The organism is Brevibacillus sp. AG162, from assembly GCF_006715575.1.
Taxonomy (GTDB): domain Bacteria; phylum Bacillota; class Bacilli; order Brevibacillales; family Brevibacillaceae; genus Brevibacillus; species Brevibacillus brevis.
Map to the genome: position 1 here is coordinate 223187 of NZ_VFNO01000005.1, position 20649 is coordinate 243835.

Annotated in this window: 20 protein-coding genes; 6 read left to right on the forward strand and 14 right to left on the reverse strand. The window is 49.7% G+C overall.

Annotation, left to right across the window (positions count from 1 at the left end; translation table 11 throughout):
• Positions 1–14 precede the first annotated feature (14 nt).
• Positions 15–896 (forward strand): LysR family transcriptional regulator, encoded by an 882-nt coding sequence (locus tag FB479_RS17320; RefSeq protein ID WP_142066123.1) that lies wholly within the window; start codon positions 15–17, stop codon positions 894–896.
• Positions 897–917: 21 nt separating this feature from the next.
• Here FB479_RS17320 and FB479_RS17325 read toward each other — a convergent pair whose 3' ends face one another.
• Both FB479_RS17325 and FB479_RS17330 read right to left on the reverse strand, forming a co-directional pair.
• Positions 918–1697 carry a GNAT family N-acetyltransferase gene (locus FB479_RS17325; RefSeq protein ID WP_142066124.1) on the reverse strand — a complete coding sequence of 260 codons (780 nt, stop codon included), beginning with the start codon at positions 1695–1697 and terminating at the stop codon, positions 918–920.
• A 29-nt stretch (positions 1698–1726) separates the two neighbouring features.
• A complete protein-coding gene (locus tag FB479_RS17330; protein WP_142066125.1) occupies positions 1727–3154 on the reverse strand; it encodes an aminotransferase-like domain-containing protein in 1428 nt (475 codons plus the stop codon).
• Between the two features lie 165 nt (positions 3155–3319).
• On the opposite strand from FB479_RS17330, the gene FB479_RS17335 reads away from it, so the two are divergent.
• Entirely contained in the window at positions 3320–4222 is a 903-nt protein-coding gene (locus FB479_RS17335; protein ID WP_142066126.1) for a DMT family transporter, read from the forward strand.
• Here the strand turns inward: FB479_RS17335 and FB479_RS17340 are convergent.
• On the reverse strand, positions 4203–4664 hold the full coding sequence (locus FB479_RS17340; protein ID WP_142066127.1) for an alpha/beta fold hydrolase: 462 nt from the start codon (positions 4662–4664) through the stop codon (positions 4203–4205). The two genes, FB479_RS17335 and FB479_RS17340, sit on opposite strands and share 20 nt — an antisense overlap.
• A gap of 45 nt (positions 4665–4709) precedes the next feature.
• Between FB479_RS17340 and FB479_RS17345 the strand changes: the two genes are divergently transcribed.
• The gene (locus tag FB479_RS17345) at positions 4710–5636 is read left to right on the forward strand and encodes a helix-turn-helix transcriptional regulator (RefSeq protein ID WP_142066128.1); all 927 of its coding nucleotides are present in this window, start codon (positions 4710–4712) and stop codon (positions 5634–5636) included.
• A 92-nt stretch (positions 5637–5728) separates the two neighbouring features.
• Here FB479_RS17345 and FB479_RS17350 read toward each other — a convergent pair whose 3' ends face one another.
• From FB479_RS17350 to FB479_RS17365, 4 genes are all read right to left on the reverse strand, one after another.
• Complete coding sequence (locus tag FB479_RS17350; protein ID WP_142066129.1) at positions 5729–6811, reverse strand: glycoside hydrolase family 15 protein; 1083 nt, start codon at positions 6809–6811, stop codon at positions 5729–5731.
• A gap of 166 nt (positions 6812–6977) precedes the next feature.
• Complete coding sequence (locus FB479_RS17355) at positions 6978–7802, reverse strand: inositol monophosphatase family protein (protein WP_142066130.1); 825 nt, start codon at positions 7800–7802, stop codon at positions 6978–6980.
• A 285-nt stretch (positions 7803–8087) separates the two neighbouring features.
• On the reverse strand, positions 8088–8300 hold the full coding sequence (locus FB479_RS17360; RefSeq protein ID WP_017250626.1) for a CstA-like transporter-associated (seleno)protein: 213 nt from the start codon (positions 8298–8300) through the stop codon (positions 8088–8090).
• Positions 8297–10387: a carbon starvation CstA family protein gene (locus tag FB479_RS17365; protein ID WP_142066131.1), complete on the reverse strand. Its 2091-nt coding sequence runs from the start codon at positions 10385–10387 to the stop codon at positions 8297–8299. The genes FB479_RS17360 and FB479_RS17365 overlap by 4 nt, the downstream gene beginning before the upstream one ends.
• A gap of 255 nt (positions 10388–10642) precedes the next feature.
• On the opposite strand from FB479_RS17365, the gene FB479_RS17370 reads away from it, so the two are divergent.
• Positions 10643–11128: an LPXTG cell wall anchor domain-containing protein gene (locus FB479_RS17370; protein WP_106654430.1), complete on the forward strand. Its 486-nt coding sequence runs from the start codon at positions 10643–10645 to the stop codon at positions 11126–11128.
• 64 nt (positions 11129–11192) lie between these two features.
• On the opposite strand, the gene FB479_RS17375 is transcribed toward FB479_RS17370, so the two are convergent.
• The 6 genes from FB479_RS17375 to trxA form a co-directional block, all read right to left on the reverse strand.
• On the reverse strand, positions 11193–11975 hold the full coding sequence (locus tag FB479_RS17375) for a LytR/AlgR family response regulator transcription factor (protein WP_106654429.1): 783 nt from the start codon (positions 11973–11975) through the stop codon (positions 11193–11195).
• The gene (locus tag FB479_RS17380; protein WP_142066132.1) at positions 11950–13677 is read right to left on the reverse strand and encodes a sensor histidine kinase; all 1728 of its coding nucleotides are present in this window, start codon (positions 13675–13677) and stop codon (positions 11950–11952) included. Before FB479_RS17380 ends, FB479_RS17375 begins: the two co-directional genes overlap by 26 nt.
• 105 nt (positions 13678–13782) lie before the next feature.
• Positions 13783–14664: a GNAT family N-acetyltransferase gene (locus FB479_RS17385; protein WP_142066133.1), complete on the reverse strand. Its 882-nt coding sequence runs from the start codon at positions 14662–14664 to the stop codon at positions 13783–13785.
• Positions 14665–14706: 42 nt separating this feature from the next.
• Positions 14707–15309, reverse strand: coding sequence for an RNA polymerase sigma factor (locus FB479_RS17390; RefSeq protein ID WP_142066134.1), 603 nt, complete (start codon positions 15307–15309; stop codon positions 14707–14709).
• A 169-nt stretch (positions 15310–15478) separates the two neighbouring features.
• Positions 15479–16570, reverse strand: a complete 1092-nt coding sequence (gene hppD, locus FB479_RS17395; protein ID WP_142066135.1) for a 4-hydroxyphenylpyruvate dioxygenase — start codon at positions 16568–16570, stop codon at positions 15479–15481.
• A 222-nt stretch (positions 16571–16792) separates the two neighbouring features.
• Entirely contained in the window at positions 16793–17113 is a 321-nt protein-coding gene (gene trxA / locus FB479_RS17400) for a thioredoxin (RefSeq protein WP_142066136.1), read from the reverse strand.
• Between the two features lie 291 nt (positions 17114–17404).
• Between trxA and FB479_RS17405 the strand changes: the two genes are divergently transcribed.
• Both FB479_RS17405 and FB479_RS17410 read left to right on the forward strand, forming a co-directional pair.
• Positions 17405–17809, forward strand: coding sequence for an RrF2 family transcriptional regulator (locus tag FB479_RS17405; RefSeq protein WP_056489675.1), 405 nt, complete (start codon positions 17405–17407; stop codon positions 17807–17809).
• Between the two features lie 90 nt (positions 17810–17899).
• On the forward strand, positions 17900–18580 hold the full coding sequence (locus FB479_RS17410) for a class I SAM-dependent methyltransferase (protein ID WP_142066137.1): 681 nt from the start codon (positions 17900–17902) through the stop codon (positions 18578–18580).
• Between the two features lie 617 nt (positions 18581–19197).
• Here the strand turns inward: FB479_RS17410 and FB479_RS17415 are convergent.
• The gene (locus FB479_RS17415; protein ID WP_106654416.1) at positions 19198–20616 is read right to left on the reverse strand and encodes a hypothetical protein; all 1419 of its coding nucleotides are present in this window, start codon (positions 20614–20616) and stop codon (positions 19198–19200) included.
• Positions 20617–20649: the final 33 nt, after the last annotated feature.

Sequence of the window (20649 nt, forward strand, 5' to 3'; positions counted from 1 at the left end):
AGGAACAAGGAGACATGACGCTTACCCAACTGCAAGTGTTTGTCGCCGCAGCAAAAGCTGGAAGCTTTACGCGGGCAGCAGAAGAAATCGGCTTTACGCAATCTGCCGTCTCGCAAATGATTCAGGCCCTGGAAAAAGAGCTAGGCGTCAGTCTTTTTCAGCGAAGTCGCAGCGGGATCACTCCGACGAGCATCGGAGAGCGAATGCTTGCGCACGCTCGCGACATTTTGAACATCACATCCTGCATGACGGAGGAAGCAAACGTGGCACGCGGGATTTCGTCCGGCACCCTGCGCATTGCCTCGATCCCCAGCGTTGCCTCCCGCTTCTTGCCCGGACTTTTGGGCGGCTTTCGCAAGCGGTTTCCGGCCGTGGACATCCTGCTTTTGGAAGGCGATAGTGATGAAATTAGCAACTGGCTGCACAGCTCGGTTGTCGACATTGCCTTTACCGTTTTGCCTGATAAGGAAATGCAAACGTTGCCGCTCTTGCAAGACGAAATGATGGTTATTTTGCCAGATACCCATCCGTTGAAAGACAGTAAGACCCTTCGTTTTTCCGAAATCGCGGAGCGTTGTTTTATCATGCCAAAGGATGGCTGCATCCGAAAAATGCTGCAAGAGAATCACATTAATCCAACGGTTACGTTTGAAGTACGTGAGGTGTATACGATTTTGACCATGGTTCAGGAGTATATCGGCGTCACCATCATGCCTGAGCTGTACATGCCGCCTGTCATCCCCAAGGTTGTAGCGATCCCTCTGTCACCCCCGATTACAAGGGAAGTGGTGCTCGCGGTGCGCAACTGGCAGTCGATCTCCCCACTCACGGCAGAGTTCGCCGTTCACAGCCAGCAATATGTAAAAGGCATGGACTTCACGCCAACGAGCAAGTAGCCTCACGAACAAAGCCCTCGCCTATTGGGATTGGCGGGGCTTTTGGTGTGCAAGATGCTCTGTTAGCCATTTTTCAAATTTGTTGGCACTCATGATTTCATGGGTAATAAATTCACCATGATAAAACAAGCCAAAGGTCGTCCATATGACAGGCGCGTTCTGTGCTGCTTCTCTCGTTGTCAACCTGTACGCATGAAAGGGGACACTTTTCGCTTCCGCTACTTTTCTCAGCTCTTCCAAAACACCAACAGCAAATGGACACTGTGCTGTGTAATAAATGGTGACACCTTTCTCCTTTGAAGAAGTCGTTCCTGTTTTCTTAAAGGACGGCATAGCAGCTTGTCCATTCCATTTCCATGCCACTAATTGAAAATACGGTTCTGCTTGGTCTGCCAGTTCAAACCCCATATGTTCAAAAAAACGTCTCTCACTCAAATACGGGTACTTGTTCTTCCCTACGATATGAACGATTCCGTCCATGCCTCGTTTGATGGCATCTTCCTTGCAATGATGCAACAATTGTTTCGCATACCCGTTCTCTTTATATCTGCCAGACACCCACAAGCAGTTGATATACATATAATTGGGCGCTTCAATAGGAACCCATGCCATTTCCGCAGGCAAGTATTCAATAAACACTTTTGCCCGCTCATCCAAGCGATAAAAAACCAATCCTTCATCCATTCGCTCTGTCAGCCACTTCTTCTTCTCGGCTACTGCATTCTCGTATTGTTTTGCACCTAATGCACAGCATATGTGCTCCGTTTCTATATTCTTTTTCGTGATTTCTATATACCCCATTTTCTTCCATCCCCACCTTTCCTCTGCTTTTATCTCAAATCGCGGACGATTTGACCCAGTCTTTCGATACCGGATTCCAAATCGGCGATCGACGAGTACCCATACGACAGCCGCACATATCCTTCTTGCGTCTCCCCGTAAATATTGCCCGGATTCAGCAGAATGCCCTGGCGTTTGGCTGCTGTAAAGAGCTCCATCATCGAGAGCTTTCCGTTCATTTTCAGCCAGATGAAAAATCCTCCGGCAGGCACTTCCCACGTCGCGAGTTCACTCATGTGCTTCGTAAGCGCCCGGATGGCAGCCGCTCGTCTCGTAACAAGCTGCTCTCTGACCTTGTGCATATGCTTTTCATACAAGCCACTCGCCAGCCACTCCTCCGCCACACGTTGCGATAGAGAGCTGACACCGTAGTCCGTCTGCATCTTGATATCGGCCAGACGTTCGATAACTGGCTCAGGCCCCACTACCCATCCAATCCGCAAGCCGGGGGTCAGTGTCTTGGACAGGCTCCCAATGTACAGGACATGTCCATGTTTATCTCTTGCCTTAAGCGGCAGCGGTGGAGGCTCTTTCGTCCACAGCTCGCGGTAAATGTCATCCTCGATAATCGGCAGACGCTCTTCTTCACATACCCGCAGCAGCTCCAGCCGGCGTTTTTCTGTCATCAGGATGCCTGTTGGATTATGAAAGCAAGGATTGGTGTACAGAATCGCACCATGCTCCTGTTTTCGCCTCGCATAGATCGCCTGTACAATCATCCCCTGACGATCCATCGGCAATCCCGCAAGCTCCATCCCCGCCGACTGGAACACATGCAAGGAATTGAGATACGAAGGCTGTTCCAAAAACACGGTTGAACCTCGATGCAATAACCCGACCGAAATCAGCTGGAGCGCCTGCAATGCACCAGACACGATTAAGACAGAAGACGGTGAAGCTGCAATTCCTTGTCGTCCGACATAATCACTGACCGCTTGGCGCAGGGGGAGGTACCCTCTCGGCTCTTCATATCCAAATCCGCTTAGATTCCTCGTCACCCGCTCCATGACTTGCTTCATCGCATCGACTGGAAACATGTCTGGGGAGAGCTCGCCTTTGCTCAGCTGAATCAGGTCTGCCTGGAATTCACGCTTATTGATTTCTTGAACCGCCGTCATGCTTGGCTTGTGCAATCCAGATCGGACATACTCACTCCAATCCGGAGGTGGTGTCGTAGCCAACAGTGTCCAGGTGTTGTTGACGACGACAGTGCCCATCCCCAGCTTTCCCTCGATCAACCCGTCTGCGGTCAACTCCTCCAATGCAGCAATGACCGTGCTCCGATTGACCTCGAACAATTGTGCCAATTCGCGTTGGCTGGGGATTTTGCTGCCAATCGGCCATTCTCCTGTCGAAATTTTTTCTTTGATAAAATCAATAATTTTCCGATATTTCGGCAACCGTTTCTCTCTGTGCAACCTGATCGATCCCCTTTGTCTTCCTCATCTTTGTAGGTAAAAGTGGTTGGTTTTTTTGATAGCCGAGTGGTTGCAGATATTTTACCACTTCTTGATTACCATGAAAAAGAAAGAAGAAGCAGTGAATAGCTGGTTGGTTTTTTCATTCAAAGGAGGGAAGTTATCTTGTTTCATCATGTCAGAAGTCGTATTTTCGCTGCACATGCCATCAGCATTTTGTTATGGGCCTCGGCCTTTGCTGGTATTCGCGTTGGGCTGCAAGCCTACTCGCCGGAGCATCTGTCGCTGCTTCGCTTTCTGATCGGCTCTCTTTTTCTCGGGATACTCGCACTCTTTTTCCGCATCCGTCTGCCGGAGTTAAAGGATGTCCCAGCTATCCTTATGCTTGGGGGCTTGGGTTTCGCCGTTTACCATACAGCACTCAACTACGGCGAGATGACTGTAAGTGCAGGTGTAGCCAGCCTTTTGGTCACGACGACGCCGATCTTTTCGGCTCTCCTCGCTCTCCTATTTTTCCGGGAGCATTTCGGTGTGAGAGGCTGGGTAGGTGCACTGATCAGTTTTCTCGGAGTCGCCATCTGCTCGATTGGCACAGGGGAGACTCTTCTATTAACAGACGGAATATTCTTGATTTTGTTGGCAGCCATTAGCGAAAGCATTTACTTTGCGTTTCAGCAGCCATTCGTAGAAAAATACGGCGTTTTCGCGTTTACCGCCTACACCTTATGGGCAGGTACCTTATGTATGCTCTTCTTTCTGCCCGGGCTTGGCACAGCGATAGCCCAAGCGCCTTGGGATGTGACACTCAGTGTTGTGTATTTGGGCATTTTCCCTAGTGTTGTTGCTTATTTGTCCCTCGCCTATGTGACTTCTGTCGTTGGTACATCGGAGGCTACTACCTCCCTTTACATGACGCCAGTGCTTGCTTTTCTGATTGCTTGGGTGTGGCTGGGTGAAGGTCCTACGCTTGTGACGATGGCTGGTGGCGTTGTGACGCTTATCGGTGTTCTGCTCTCCACGATGAAGCCTCGGTTATCCAGAAGGACTGTCAAGCACCAAGCCTTTTAGAAACGCCAATATTTCCATGCTTGTTGCTAGCGGCGCATCGATCGGCATCAAGTGCTTGGAATTTGGAATGACTACCGTTTTGCTTTGCGGATGCCTCGTAACCTTTTGGATGAGAGAGAGCTTCACATCGAGCTTTGGCTCTGTCTCCGCCGAGAGAATTGCCAATCAGATGGGCTCTTTCTACTCCTGTATGATCGAGAACTGCCCGTATATCCTCACATTGCGTACCGATATCGTAGCCAGTAGCCGCATGCTCAGATTGGCCATGCCCACGCAGATCCATACAAATGATGTGGAAATCCTCTGAAAAATAAGGTAACATGTCGTTCCAGATGGACGAGGTCCCTCCTTGGGGGTGCAAGAACAAAATCGTTTCACCATTTCGCTCACCTTCCAACACATGCAACCTTGTCTCCTGCTGATAAACCGTCAGTGACTTCACGTTGACTCATCCTTTCATTCGTTTTAGCTTAAGCGAGGAATACGTATGAACCGAACAGGTCGTTTACTTGAACTGCTTGCGCTTTTCCACACAGGAAAAACCTTTACCGTGGGTGACTTAGCCGATACGTTGTCCGTGTCCAAACGAACCATGCTGCGTGACTTGCACTTGCTCAGCGAGGCAGGTGCGCCCTTGCAAGCTTCCCCCGGTCCTGGCGGTGGATACAGACTGATTCGATCTCATCAGCTGGCGCCCCTTGCCCTCACGACAGAGGAAGCCGTTGCTCTGATTTTGTCGTATGAAGCTCTTCTCTCCTATACAGATAAGCCATTTGCAAAAGAAACTTTGTCTGTGATCGCCAAGCTGCTTGCGAGTCTTCCCACAGATCCTTTGACTAGAGTAGAGCAGCTTCGCAAAAAACTGCGGGTGACGAACCCGAGCAGAAGGGTGGAGGCTCCCTTTTTGCGGCCGCTGTTGGATGCTGCTCTGTCACAACAAACTGTGGAAATTGCGTACGACTCTCTCAACCGACAAAGCACCAGAATCATTCAGCCCGATTATTTGTATGCCTTCGATGGCTACTGGTACTGCAAATGCTTCTGCTTTCTCAGGGGATGCACAGTCAAGCTGCGTGTTGACCGCATCCAAGCCATGACGATTGTCGATGCCCCTTCCGTCGTCCCTGATCCGCATGTCTCGCAGTATGAAGAACCAGAGCAGCTTCCCCTGCGAATTCGTTTGACGAGAAAAGGCTGTAAACTAGCCGAAAGCCACCATCAATTCGGTAATCAGATTACGCTTCTGGCAGATGGCTCCGGTTTCATTACCGACACCGTCGCTCTCTCCGAAATAGATTGGGTAGCCCGGTTTGTACTTGGTCTGGGAAGAGAAGCGACAGTAGAGGAGCCTGCTGAACTAATCGACTGGCTGCGTAAAGAGCTTCATGCTCTGTGTCATTTTTATCCCGGTTGAACGCCACTCTGTTCGGTCCTGAGATGAGCATAGCAACAAATGGTGTCAATAGATGTCAGTAATAAGAAAAGCCAGGAAGAGCCTCTTCCTGGCTAGTGCTGCATACCGAGCTCTGCCGCCAACACGAGAAACATCGCATGCGACCAAAGGAGCGGCACAGCGGGATGTCCTGCCCTCTCGACCCACCTCTCATAATGCGCCGGAGAAAGCAAATGCTCCTGCACTTGTTCAGGCAGTCCGCTCGCTTGCCGCTGAGAAATAATCCACGCGGCTATCTTTTCCGCTTCTTCACGCCTGCCCGTTTTCACGTAATACCAGCCCAACCACGCAGATAACAGCAGCCATTGTCCCCCGCCGTAATACGTATCAGCCGGGTAGCGATGCACGCCGTACCCTGCGCGCAGCTCCTCTTCGATGGCCTGCACGGTCCGGATCATGAGCGGATCATCTACGGTGACAATCCCATACGGCAGTGCCAGCCAGAGCAGACTTGCATCTACAGAATGATCCCCGACTGATTTTATCAATCGCCCGTTGGCTGTGCCATGCTCGCGTATAAATTGGCGAATGGTCTCTCCTTGCCAAGCGAGTTCGGAAGCTCGGTCGGACAAATAAGGCTCCATCGCCTTGAGCCCGGCATAAATGGCTCCTAGCGTCACCGGATGGATTCGGTCTCCCCCTTCTTCCCAGCAATCAAAGTTAGGGAGCTGCCAGCACGTCACTACATAGTCAATCGTCAGTTCAATAGAAGGCTTCAGCTCGTGAATCAAGTCATGCTCCCCACTCATCTGCACATGCTCAGCCAGCCCCCACAGCCATGTCCCGTAGCCATCTAGCTGAAAGCTGCCCCATTCGCCTGTTACTTCTTCGCCGTCAGCTGTATAGCGCGTATGCAAAAAGCGGTCGTTCCCCGCATCATTTTTATCAAAGCCTTTTTTTACTGCCGTAATGGCTGCTCTTGCCTTTGTCTCATGCTTTCGGATCACATCATCGCACCATTGGTAGAACTTGCGGGCGCTCTCATGGCTGCCGGTACGGTTCATCGCGTAGGCCGTAAATGTTCCATCACGGAGCCACGCATACTGATAGTGGACAAATGCGGGTGAAGCGAGATACGCCCCGGTACTCGCTTGATGCTGAAGGATCAACTTTACACTTTCCTCGATCAGGGTCATGGTTATTCCCCCTTATTCGGACAAGCCGACGTCGTAACAAATACACTTGCTGCTCGTTTCCGGCTATGCTTTTATAGCATATGCAACCGACGTCCAAACGAAAACCCAATATGCACAGCAAAAGAAAACCCACCGGATGCGCATGTCCAGCGGGTTCTTGTGACACTTAATTTTGTGAAGGTACATCGGTATGTTCCGATTTCAGGTAATGCTGCAGCTCCTCATAAAAAGTCGGGTTGCAAGCCATCACGCTGCTTTTCTGATCGTACGGCAGTGGTGTCCCCATCATGGTCGTCACGCGGCCGCCCGCTTCCTCTACAATAATGCGAGCTGCCCCGAAATCCCACGCATTGAGCTGCATACTGACGTAGCCATCCAGTCTTCCCGCAGCCACATACGCCATCTCCAGAGCGGCGCTTCCTAACAGGCGCATTCCGCGAACCTTCCCGGCAAGCTTTTTCACGATCAAGTCGACGCCGATCTGCTCAGCACGCTTGTTCCAAAATACGCTCGTACATAACAAAGCCTGTTCCAAGCTCACTGCTCGATTCACCTGCAAGGGACGATCATTGAGAAAAGCCCCTTCCCCTTTTACCGCATAAAACAACTCGTCTCTGGAAGGATCGTAAACCGCTCCGACCATTCCCTCTCCCTTATGGTAGACGGCAATGGAGACGGAAAAATTGATTTGCTGATGAACAAAATTGGTCGTGCCATCAATCGGGTCAATGACCCAAAGCGTGTCATACTGCTTGTAGTCCTCCGCATGTGCACTCTCTTCTCCAAGAATGCCGTGATCAGGGAAGCGGGCAAGAATCATCTGAATGACGTGATTCTCCACTTCTTTATCTACGGCTGTAACAAGATCGGAGGCTGATGTTTTATACTCGACGGTAAAAGGCTCCTTCATTCGCTTCAGACTCAGCTCACCCGCTGAACGGGCGCATTGCAAAGCGAGCTCCTTGAGAGCCGCCAGTGTTGATGCTTGCACACGTATCGCCACCTAAAACTTGACTTATTTTTTCGCAAAGCACGCCCCTTTCTTCTAGAAAGAGAGGCTTCGATGTTTTATTTGAAAATGCTGAGACAGCTCGTGCTAAAAAACGGCCATGCTATATTGTTTAGTGTACCATACTTTACCTGCTGTTACACCACACGTTAGCCACGGGGAATGCGCCTGAAATGTCTTTGTTTTTCCCAGCGCCCGAATTATTGAAAAAGGGTGTCTCCCTCGTCATTTTCTGACCGGGGAGACACCCTCTTTTACATAACCACTTTAGCAGCAGCGCGTTACGCCACCTTTTTCAAATCGTTCGGTCAATGCGTACATGTAGTACTCACGCTCTGTCATCGGAAAGATACCCGGTGCCCCATGCGTCTCGTACCAATGGGCGAGATAGCGATCATAGTCGGGCATTCCGAAAATCGTTTTAATAGCAGAGCTCACTTTGCGCATTGCCTTTCGCATGGCTCTTAGCTTGCGCCTCATGCTACGTGATGTCCTTTCCCGTCAAATACATTTCCTTTGGACTTGATGTACGGCGACTCCTGCAACGGATAGTGCTTGCCGCGGAGAATATTGATCCATACCCGCGCTCCGTCGAGAATGATCCCAATCGTAATGACCATGAAGATCGCACATACCACCGCATCGATCTGGTCGTTGAAGATCATTTTTTGTGCAGCCTCCACCGTTTTTACTCCTTTTGGCAGCGTACCGGCATCCAGTGCCTTTTGGAATGCTTCTGCATGCGAGAGGAACCCGATTTTTGGATCAGGATGGAACAGCTTTTGCCAGCCCGCTGTCAGCGTAGCCGTCGTCAGCCAAGCCATCGGTACGAGCGTGATCCATGAGTAGGCCGCTTTGCCCATTTTGAAAATAATCGTCGTTCCCACCGTAAACGCAATCGCGGCGAGCATCTGGTTGGCGATACCAAAGAGCGGCCACAGGGTGTAGATGCCTCCCAATGGGTCCATGACGCCTTGGAGCAGGAAATATCCCCAGCCGATGGTAATAATGCCAGAACCAACGAGATTGCCTGGCAGCCAGTTGACTTCCTTCATTTTCGGGATGACGTTGCCGAGCATGTCTTGTACCATAAATCGTCCGACACGCGTTCCCGCATCGATCGTCGTCAAAATAAATACGGCCTCAAACAAAATCGCAAAGTGATACCAGAATGCCATTAATGCCTTGCCGCCCAATACACCGGAGAAAATCGTCGCCATCCCGATCGCCAGTGACGGCGCTCCGCCCGTCCGTGACAGGATCGTCTTTTCTTGAATATCGTTGGCGAGAGTCGTTAAGTGGTCAGGGGTTACTGTATAGCCCCAGCCCGTTATCGTCGTCGCAACCTGGACTGCGTCTACACCAATCGCTGCGGCAGGCGAGTTGATCGCAAAATAGACGCCCGGAGTCAACACGCATGCAGCAATCATCGCCATAACGGCGACTCCAGACTCCATCAGCATCCCGCCATAACCGATCAATGGCGCATGCGATTCCTTCGCGATCATCTTCGGCGTCGTTCCGGATGATACGAGTGAATGGAATCCCGATACGGCTCCGCACGCGATGGTAATAAACAGGAAGGGGAACAGATTTCCTGCGAAAACAGGGCCAGTTCCATCAATGAATTTCGTCAGTGCTGGCATTTGCAACGGTGGCAGCGTCAGCACGATTCCCACCGCCAATACCGCAATCGTCCCTACTTTCAAAAACGAGCTGAGGTAATCGCGCGGTGCCAGCAGCAGCCACACAGGCAAAACCGAGGCAATAAAGCCGTACACAATAATCATCCAGGCAAGCTGTACCTTGGAAAACGTGAAGGCTGGTCCCCATGTTGGAGAGGCAGCAACGATTTGACCGAGCCAGAGGGAAAAGAACAGCAGGGCAAGCCCGATAATCGAGCCTTCCAATACCTGCCCGGGTCGTATGTACCGCATGTACAAGCCCATCAATATTGCGATAGGAAGCGTCATGAATATCGTGAAGGTAGCCCACGGCGATTCAGCAAGAGCGTTAACCACAACCATCGCCAAAACAGCAATCAGGATAATCATAATGGCAATAATGCCAACCAAAGCAAGCGCTCCGCCTACAGGACCGATCTCTTCCTTGGCAATTTGGCCGAGAGACTTTCCATTGCGACGCATCGATCCGAACAGAATGATAAAGTCCTGCACCGCTCCACCAATTACGACCCCGACGATAATCCAGATCGTTCCCGGCAAATATCCCATTTGCGCGGCCAGCGTAGGACCTACGAGCGGACCTGCACCTGCAATCGCAGCGAAATGGTGCCCAAACAACACCCATTTGTTCGTTGGCACGAAGTCTTTGCCGTCGTTGTTCACTTCTGCCGGTGTAGCGCGATTGTCATCGAGCGCCATTAATTTCTTGGCTATGAATTTGCTGTAGAAACGATAAGCTACAGCATAAGTGCAGAATGCGGCTGTCAGTAACCAGAACGAGTTGACTGATTCCCCTTGCCAGAGCGCTATCATCCCGAATCCGACAGCACCCAATGCGGCTATCCCGCCCCAAATCAGGAGGGAAAGAAACCATTTCTTCATCCGAGTCGCCTCCTTCTATTTATCAAATATTCAGGCAATGAACCTTAGAAAAACGTATCACATCGGACAAATTGCCAACATAAAAAATGGCTGAACCGTACAAAAACAAGCACAAGCTGCACCATCCTCGCTTGAGTGTAAGCGTTTCAATTTTAGGACGTAGAAAGCCTCCGCCCCGAGTCTGATCCATTTGTCCCCACAATATGTTAAAGTTAGACATAAATTGGTATGGAGACCAAAAAGGAGAATACGTACATGCGACAAATCGGGGGTTACATCATTATCGGAATCGGAGCGATTTTTGTTCTGGCTACTTACCTGAACGTACCGCTTGCAATGGACATGCTATGGCCAGTCTTCCTTCTCATCCCAGGTATCGGGTTTCATATTTTCTTTTTTATGAACCCAAAGCCGAATCGCGCTGGATTGCTCGTACCGGGCGGGATCTTGCTTGTCTATGCCCCACTCTTCTTTTTCAGCCAGCTTTTTTTTGGCGGGGATATGAGCACAACGTGGCCCTTCTTCCTGATCGGTCCTGCCGTGGGGCTTACCGAGCTGTACATATTCGGCAATCGCAAACCTGCTCTGTTGATCCCCATTGGCATCCTCACCGTTCTTGCCGTCGTATTTTTGATCGCGAATCTGGCCTCTACCCAAGTAGGCGGCATTCTCGGCTTGCTCCTGATCGTACTGGGCGGAATCATGGTGACACGCAAGAAAAACGATGACTATCCCATGTAAGCAGTCGAAAAAAAACAGACCAATCCTCCCCTCCCAAACGGGATGCAGGATTGGTCTGTTTGCTTTAAAACCCCAGTCGTTTCTTCAATTCCTTTACGACATTGCGGCTGACAGGCACTTCTGTTTTGCGATGATCCTGCATGACTAGATGAATCGAGCCTTTGAACCAAGGAACGAGCTCTGCTGTTTTGGATAAATTGACAATAAAAGCGCGATGCGTCCGAAAAAACTGCTGGCGTGACAGCCTGCTCTCCAGCTCCTGCAACGTAAACGTGGTCGCATATTGCTCACCTGCTGTATAAATGCTCGCATACCTTCCTTCCAAGGTGGCATAGACGATTTCGTTTGGATCAATCAGCATGATCTTACCGTTTTTTTCCACCGGGACACGACGCGGCTGAGTATCGACCAACACATTTTGCAGAAGGGACTGCAGCCTTTCCTCCAGCAGCGGTGACGCGTCCAATGCAGGCTCGTTTTTCCGCATCATTTTTCGTACCCGGTTCATCGTCTTTTCCAGTCGCATTTCGCTGAACGGCTTGACGATATAATCAACGGCTTCGGCCTCAAATGCTCGGACCGCATGGAATTCATACGCACTTGCAAAGATGATGACAGGTGGATTGACCATGGATTCCAGAAGCTCCTGCCCCACATCTACGCCATCTCTGTCCTGCAAATGGATGTCCAAAAAGACCGCATCCGGCTCTGTCTGAAGAACCGCTTCCAACGCCTCTTCCCCGCTGCCCGCCTCTCCTACTACGGACACTTCCGAAAACTGCTCCAGCAAATACCGCAGCTCTTCTCTGGCAGGTGTCTCATCATCGACGATGAACACTTTGAGCACTGACGTTCACCCCTATCGGTAATTGTATGGTGCATGTTGTGCCGCTCCCGCTTTTGCTCTCGATCACGATTCCATACGGTTCTCCGTAGAGCGACTGGAGACGGCTTTTTACATTGGCAAGACCGATCCCGGATAATTGCCGTCCTGCAATCTTCTCATCTAGGGCTGGCTCGAATGGGTCCACTTCCATTCCGACTCCATTATCTGCCACTGTCAGTTCGACGATTTGCTTTTCTTTGCGGCGGGCACGAATCACGACAGTTCCTCCTTCGCGCTTGGGCAACAGCCCGTGCTTGACCGCATTCTCTACCAGCGGCTGCAAAATCAGTCCTGGCACGGTAAACCGCTCTACGCCATCCTCGATGTCGTACTCTACATGCAGCTTGTCCCCGAACCTCGCACGCTCGATGGCCAAATACGCTTCGATATGCTCCAGCTCACGCGCCAGACTGACATATCCCCCAGAGTCATGCAAATTACGCCGGAAGTACTCCCCCAAATGAATCAACAGTTCACGCGCCTGTTCGGGACGGAAGCGAATAAACGACACGATCGTATTGAGCGCATTGAACAAGAAATGCGGATTGATTTGCGCATGCAAGGCTCTGATTTCTGCGTCTGCCAACAGGCGGGACTGCTTCTCGAGCTCAGCCAGTTCGAGCTGACTCGATATCAGGTTCCCCAATCCACGCACGAGTTCCAAGTCCACTGCCGACAGTTTGCGAGAGCGATCCTGATACAGCTTGAGCACGCCCGCCACTTCACGTCTTCGCATCAGGGGTACGAGAATCGCATAGCGCAAGGAACAATTCGTCTCCCTGCACCCAATCTCTTCCTTTGTCTGGGCAATCTTTACTTCTTTGGTCGATAAAACTTCACGGGTCGCCTTGGTCGTTATGCCTTCTCCCACTACGTGATGGGACGAGCCTGCGCCAACATGCGCAAGTACGGAGCGCGTATCGGTAATCGCTACCGCTGCTACACGCGTCGTCCGCAATATTTCCTCTGCTACCTTTTGGGCAGAATCAGACGTCAGTCCTTGACGCAAGTAAGATAGTGTTTTGTCCGCTACTTGCAGCGTTCGCTGGGCCTGGAGTGCCCCAATCCGATCTTCTTCCTTTTTCGCCAAATCAATAATAATGATCAAAATAGCAATTCCGACCGAGTTGACGACTGACATCGGTACACTAATGGCCTGCACCAATGCCAATGCGTCTGCGTAAGGCCGGGCGATGAGCAAGACAATTCCCATTTGCAGCCACTCCGCCAAGAAACCAACGACGAGTGCTGTCGTCCATCCGATTTTTTTGCTGCGGTTACGGCGGTACTGATAGATGAGTCCCGCAAACAAGCCCTCGCTGATCGTCGAGATGGCACATGCCAAATCCGTAAAGCCCCCCAATGAATAGCGATGAATCCCCGCAATCAGTCCAGTCATCAGCCCTACCCAAGGACCAGCCAGCAAGCCTGCCACGACAGTCCCGATCACGCGTGAATTCGCAATCGCATCCTGATACCAGATGCCATTGTATGTACCCAGTATGGAAATCGCGGAAAAAATGACGACCATCAGTGCTTTTTCCCGCCACGTCGCTTGCTGGTTCAATATGCTGCGGAATGCACGTACACGTGTAAACAGCAAGGCCACCACGATCAAAACAGCCGTCCGCTCCGTCAACGGAACCATTAATGCCATATTCATTGGTTGTTCCCTCTCAATCGCTGTCCGATGATTCCTGTTCGTTTCTGTAACTAATCAAAATATTCACTTTTCACCTCGTTTTTCCCTTTTGATTCTCCTCCTTTCCTAGCAAAAAAGGTTGCCGAAGTGATTTCGACAACCCATGGATACCTGTATCGTTTTAATATTCGAACTCCAGTATTTTAACTTTTCTTTCGGTTCAAATCCTAGCTTTGTCCCCAGACGTACTGACTCCTCGTTCGTTTCCAGCGTGGTCCAGTGCGGTGTCAGTCCATGTTCCAAGCAATGCTCCAGGTATGCCGCGCAAGCAAGCGTCGCAAAGCCTTGGTTCATGTCGGCTTCCTCGTACGTTTCCACGCTAATCTCATGGTCACGCTCATGGACGCAGCAAGACAGGCAAGCACTTACAATCGTATTTCCTTTACATACACAGAAACCTACACCCCACTGCAAAAAATCATCCACCGAATGATAGAACTCCTCTACAATCTCGATCAGAATGTTGTCAGGATCATTTTCAATGACACCTGCATCGATTCTTTTCAACGTGTATCCTTCGGGCAGAGGGCGGTAGCTGATCTTTCGCGCTTGGAATTGCTCGGGATTGAACTGGTAGTAATATTCCCAATCCGTTTCGATCTCTCGATGCGAGATAGCTTTGGTCACTGCCTTTTCCCACGCTTCATCTGGCACAACTGCCAGAAAATGAGTGCCCCCGCATGATTCGGTCGTATATCTGCGCAATTCTCCCTCGATAAAGGCACCCAGATCCGCTGTAAACGCTTCATTGGCAGCATCCCCTACGAAAATGCTGATCACGCCGGTTTGATCGATCAATGCTGTCCGAGGCTGCTCCACATCATCCACGTAAATTACTCCTCGATTTGTCCCATTGATAATCGCATGGATGGTCAAATCGTTCACGTTATCAGGTGTCAGCAGCGTTCTGATTTTTGCATAATCATTTGATTCCAATCTATGAATCATCGCAATTTCGGCCCTTTCTCTCTCTTTTGGACATCTGTGTACTTAAGCGGCTGATAGCGGAGCGAAGTCATCCAGACTCAGCTTCCGCATGAAATTCGGGTCATGGTCCACGTTCCTTTCCTGGGAGGATTCCAGCTCTTCTGCAAGCAGCACGCGAGCCCGGTGCAGCCGGGATTTCACTGTGCCTTCCGGGACACCTATTCGCGAGGCGACTTCTTTAATCGGCAAATCCTCGTAATAGTGAAGCCAAACGACGATGCGCAGCTCATGCTCCAGCTTCCATACTGCCTCTGTTAGTTCAATGGCTTCGTAGGAAGCCTGTACCGCTTTCTCCTCTATTTGTGTCGGAGACAACTCTACGGTTGGACTTCGTTTCTTTTTTCGCTGCCACTGTCTGCATTCGTTTATGAGAATTTGGATCATCCATGTTTTGAAATAAGCAGGCTCTCGCAGCGTTCGAATGGCTCTGAATGCTTTCATTACCGTATCCTGCACCACATCGGCACAATCCTCGTCCCGCCCGACATAGGTCCGTGCCAAGCCATACAAGGTACGCTCGTACAATTGAATGACTCTGGCAAAAGCTTCTGCGCTACCGTCCTGGGCTAGCTGAATGTCTTGCTGAACTTCCCTCTTGATGCTCACATTGCATAAGCCTCCTTTTATCTCCAATATTTGGTTGCTATTAGTATAGATGATAGAGGCGGTGAAATGGTTCATGAGATTTTATTTTTTCTGCTTCGCAAATAGAAAAAGACCATCCTTCAGCTTTTTCAGCCTGAGATGGTCTTGTCATGCTCGTTACCTCAATGAACTACAGATTACCTCTGCGCTCCTGCTCGCGCTCCAGCGCCTCGAACAGTGCCTTGAAGTTGCCGTTCCCGAAGCCACGCGCTCCTTTGCGCTGGATAATCTCGATGAACAGCGTCGGACGGTCCACAATCGGCTTGCTGAACAGCTGCAAGAGATAGCCTTCGTCGTCTCTGTCGACCAAGACACCCAGCTTTCTCAGCGCCTCGATGTCTTCGTCAATTTCTCCTACACGCTCTTTCAGATCTTCGTAGTACGCATCTGGCACCATGAGGAAATCTACACCGTTATTACGCAGCTTCGATACCGTGTCGATGATATCGTTGGTCAGGATCGCAATATGCTGTACGCCTGGCCCTTTGTAGAACTCCAAAAATTCCTGAATCTGCGACTTGCGGCGTCCTTCTGCCGGTTCATTAATCGGGAATTTGATGCGTCCTGTTCCACTTTGCATCACTTTGGACATGAGCGCTGAATACTCCGTCGAGATGTCATCCTCACTGAAATTTTGTACGGCTGTAAAGCCCATGACCTTTTGATAGTATTCTACCCACTCATCCATGACCTCAACGTTACCGACGATATGGTCGATGCCGATGATCCCTGTACCCTCACCTTTGACTGGAGATTGGTAAGCTTTATAGCCTGGGAAGAATGGTCCTTTGTAATTTTTTCGTTCGATAAAAGAGTGGATGTTTTCGCCGTACGTACCGATAATCGCTTTTTTGACCGTCCCGAATTCATCGGTATACTCAGTCGGTTCCATGATCGGAATGGCTCCGCGAGAAACGGCCTCCCGGTAAGCCTGCTCACAATCCTCTACACGCAAGGCAACGTCTTTGACTCCGTCCCCATGCTTTTTCACAAATTCCGCGATTGGGCTGTCAGGCGTAAGCGCCCCACTGATCACGAACGTCATATGCTTCTGCTTCAAGACGTAGGAAACCTTTTCCCGAGAACCTGTCTCCAAGCCCGCATAGGCTACTGCTTCAAATCCAAACGCATTTGTGAAATAGTGCATGGCTTGCTTGGCGTTCCCTGTATAAAACTCCAAGTAGTCCCAGTCCTGGATCGGGAAAAAATCGGTATTGCTCATTGCCTATCCCTCCGCTTTCCTTTTTAATTATTGACATTATTTTGTGAATTGGGATTATTTTGTCGTTATCTTGAGAGTACATTGGAAGCGCTTCCTCGTGCAAGAACACAGAACAACGCGAAAACGCTCAAACGCTTTCATTTATTAAAGTACGCATGCGAGTAACAACTGAATACCAAAAAGCCACCGATCAAGCTGACCGATGGCTTTCGCTGCGTTTTTCTACTTCCTATTCTGGAAAACAAATCGTTTCAGTTCCGCTAGCGGGGCCGCTCCTACGACTTTGTCGATTAATTCCCCGTTTTTGAGCAAAATGGTCGTTGGCAAACTCATAATGCCATACTGATTGGCAATCTCCGTTTGTTCATCGACATTGACCTTTAGGACTCTCACTTCGCTGCTATGCTCCCCGTCAAACGATTCGAGTATCGGCCCAAAAAAGCGGCATGGTCCGCACCAAGGCGCCCAAAAATTGACGAGAGTATAGCCCTCGCTTTTTACATCATGTTGAAACGTAGTATCTGTCGTGTGGCAAATGCTCATTTGTACTTTCCTCCCCTTTTTATGTTGAATAGTCAATCGAAACAACCATTACAGACCCGCAATATCCTCGATAAAAACAAAAAAATAACTCGCGGTACTTGGATCATTTCAAATAACTTATTCACAGACTTATCATATCCATAATATCTCTTAATGATTTTTTGTGTCAAGTTGCACCATCCAAAAATGGGCATCGAAAGTGCAGATGACAGCACGAACCACTCTTCCCCTTGCTCATGCTTCCGATTCACTTTATGATGGATGTATTAAGTCCATGATTGAGGTGTCTTAATGAAGTATTCACAGGCAACAGACTATGCCCTCCATGCGATGCTCTATCTGGTGGCAGAAGCGCCTGATAAACCCGTGAGTGTTCAGCTTTTGGCAGAGAAGCTAGGCGTTTCACAAACGTACCTGTCCAAAATGCTGACCAAACTGGTCAAGGCTGGGTTGATCCACTCGGTCTCTGGCGCAAATGGCGGATACAAGCTCAAACGCAACCAGGATGATATCTCGTTTCTGGATGTTATCCAAGCCATTGAAGGGACGACCTCCTTGTTTGAATGCAGCTTCCATCACGATAGTGCCTGTCTGATTCAACAGGTTGTGGCTGACGCCGAGCAGCAAATGATGCAAACACTGAAGAATAAAAAAATTGCTGACTTGGTCGCACATATCCCCAACCGTTTGACGTAAAACAACTTACCTTGAAAAGCTCCGGCCACCTCGACCGGAGTTTTTCTTCATAACGGTATTCTTCAATCGACGAGAAAGGCGTGAACAAAGATGAGCCAATGGACAGAACAAGCCGCCAAGCAGTGGGATCAATTTGCAGAAGACTGGCGAAAAAGAAGTGAGCACATGTGGGAAAAAGGCAGCCGCAGCACCATCCTCCCCTTTTTTATGAAGCATGTACCTGTCGGATCGGGACCTGTTCTCGATGCAGGATGTGGTGACGGCTATGCCAGTTGCAAGCTTGCAGAGCATGGCTATCAGGTGGAGGGCATCGACATTGCCGGGGAAATGATTCGCCTCGCTCATGACCGGGTCATTTCCTTCCCAGGCTCTGTTCATTTTCAGACAGGAGACATCAGCAACCTTCCTTTTGCCAATGATTCATTCTCTGGTGTGCTCTCGATTAACGTAGTGGAATTCACGCCGTCTCCGCTCAAGGCACTCTTGGAGCTTCACCGCGTGCTCGCTCCCGGAGGAATTCTCGTCTTGGGTATCCTCGGTCCTACAGCTGGCCCACGCGCTCATAGCTATCGCAGACTGTATGAAGAGACGACGATCCAAAACACGATGATGCCCTGGGAAGCCAAACAGCTGGCGAGCGAAAATGGCTTCACGCTTCTGGGAGAAGAGCCCGTTTACAAAGAAGGAATTACGCCAGATATCGCAGGCCGCTTAAGCGTAGAGCTGCGGGAGGCGGTCAGCTTTTTGACCTTGTTTGCTTTGCGGAAATAGATCAGAATGCTCTCAACTTTAGTTAAGTATGCCGGTCACACCTATGAGAGGGAAAACCGGCAATTTTTTATGATCAATCACATCGAACAGTGTCTCGCTAGTCTAGGCTTTGCTATTCCATAACTGGGCAGTTTACTAACCAATATTTCGTTGTTAAAATGGTCGTGCTAATGAAAATTTATTTATTCTTTATTCTTTTTCACTACTTCTACTACAACTTTGTGCGACACACATCCTGAAAGGTGAGAATCATTATCAACGAATGCAATTTTACAATTGTTGCCCCTATCATTTGCTTTCATTGTGGGAATGGGAACTTTCACAAATCTGATAATAAACACCAAATATACAAAGATCTCATCAATAATGAAGTCATCGAGATACCGGTAAAGCGTCAACGGTATCGATGCACTGCTTGTGGTACGAAAGAATGGGACGTTGTATTGGGAGCATCAACGTATTTGAAAAAAACGAGAAGACTACTCTCCTTTGAAAAGCGCAACACATGATTAAGAAGCCGCTTCCCTGAAGCTTACAGGGAAACGGCTGGGTTCTTTTCACATACTCGATCACCATTAACATACGGGTCTCATTCCATATCCATTCAGCCTTTTTTCTTACCGATACTGAACATTATTCAGCTGCATCCACATCAATTTACTGTCAATCAACATGGCAAGCGTCATCTCATCCATCCCGTGCAGCTGACGGTACAAGCGCTGCGTTTCGATCAAGTCATTGTAGGTCAAGAAAGGATAGTCCGGCCTGCCGAATGTCCCGTCTGGAAAATAAGCGTAATGCAAATCGCCATTTCCGAGTATCCACTGCGCTCCGAGATTAACGACACCGTAGAGCATACTATCCGCTAAATCTTTGTCAGTCCGATCCCCGAATTGCAGGTAGCTTTTGTAGAGAAAATTGATTTCCGCCAACTGATGATTCAAAGAAACATGTGTCTGAATCATCGGATTCGTTGCTGTCGCGTAGTCGGAAACCAGCCACCCTTGCTGTACACCAGCGATGACAAAATGGTTCATGGCTGCGTGATTGTGAAAGTAAGAGGCATATTTTTTGGCAGATTGACAAAAGTCCTTTTCTTGATACTGATCACAGCCCCGGAGCATCAGGTCAGCCGCTCCTGTGTTGAATCTCGTATCGTAAAAGCCCTCTGGTATCCCGTAATCGCCACTTAACCACAAAGAGCGCGGCTGTGTCTTCCAGTACCCCTCAGGCTCCTGCTGCTTCAGGCTCGCTTTCAGCATCACATAGCCCATATCCCGGGCAGCTTTGCTTCCACCTGTATATAAAAAGGAGCGAAGGACATAATTTTCGGGAATCCGCCAAAAGGAAGACTCCGAAGTCGGCTCGTACGTGGAAGGGCTTTGATAGTAATACCCATCGTACAGCCATTTTGCCTTTTCCGTAACGTCCAAGTTAATCCAGACGCTGTCAATCGCTTGCTCTCCCCAAGGAACGAGCGGATCTCTCGAATCGAGCGCCCACATTTCGCTGATAAAGCCTGCCTTTATCGGCAGCTTGATCACAAGCTCGACACCAGAAGCCGTCTGTTTTACTTCGACTGGCAACGCCAATGCCGGCTTTTCTTCAATTGTGGCTCTGCCTTTATCCACGTAGGTAATGGGCTTGCCTAACCAAATATACCTGCCCTCTGTCTCAACAAAACCAGAGGCAAGCGGAAGGGTCTGGACTTGATCAAGCGTGACAACCTTCCAATACGGTTTCTTCGACTCATCATAGGCTCGATAGCGGAACATCATGTTCTGACTGTTGCCCTGTATCGGGATGCTGAAAACGGAGGGCATCATATTGCGCTGACCTGTCATTTTATGGGCCCAATACGTGACACCATCTGGGAATCGAAATTCTTGTTTTTGGTGAATCGCCCCATTCAGGTGGTCAACAGTCTCTGTTTCTGTTGGTTTTTTCCATTCGTTTGCAGAAATATGGCTCGGAAAGAAACTACTCACGGCGATGGCCGTCATCAAAAGGAGCATTCTGCTGATTTTTCTGACCATGTCATCCCCCTATTCTATTAAAGGAGAACCGAA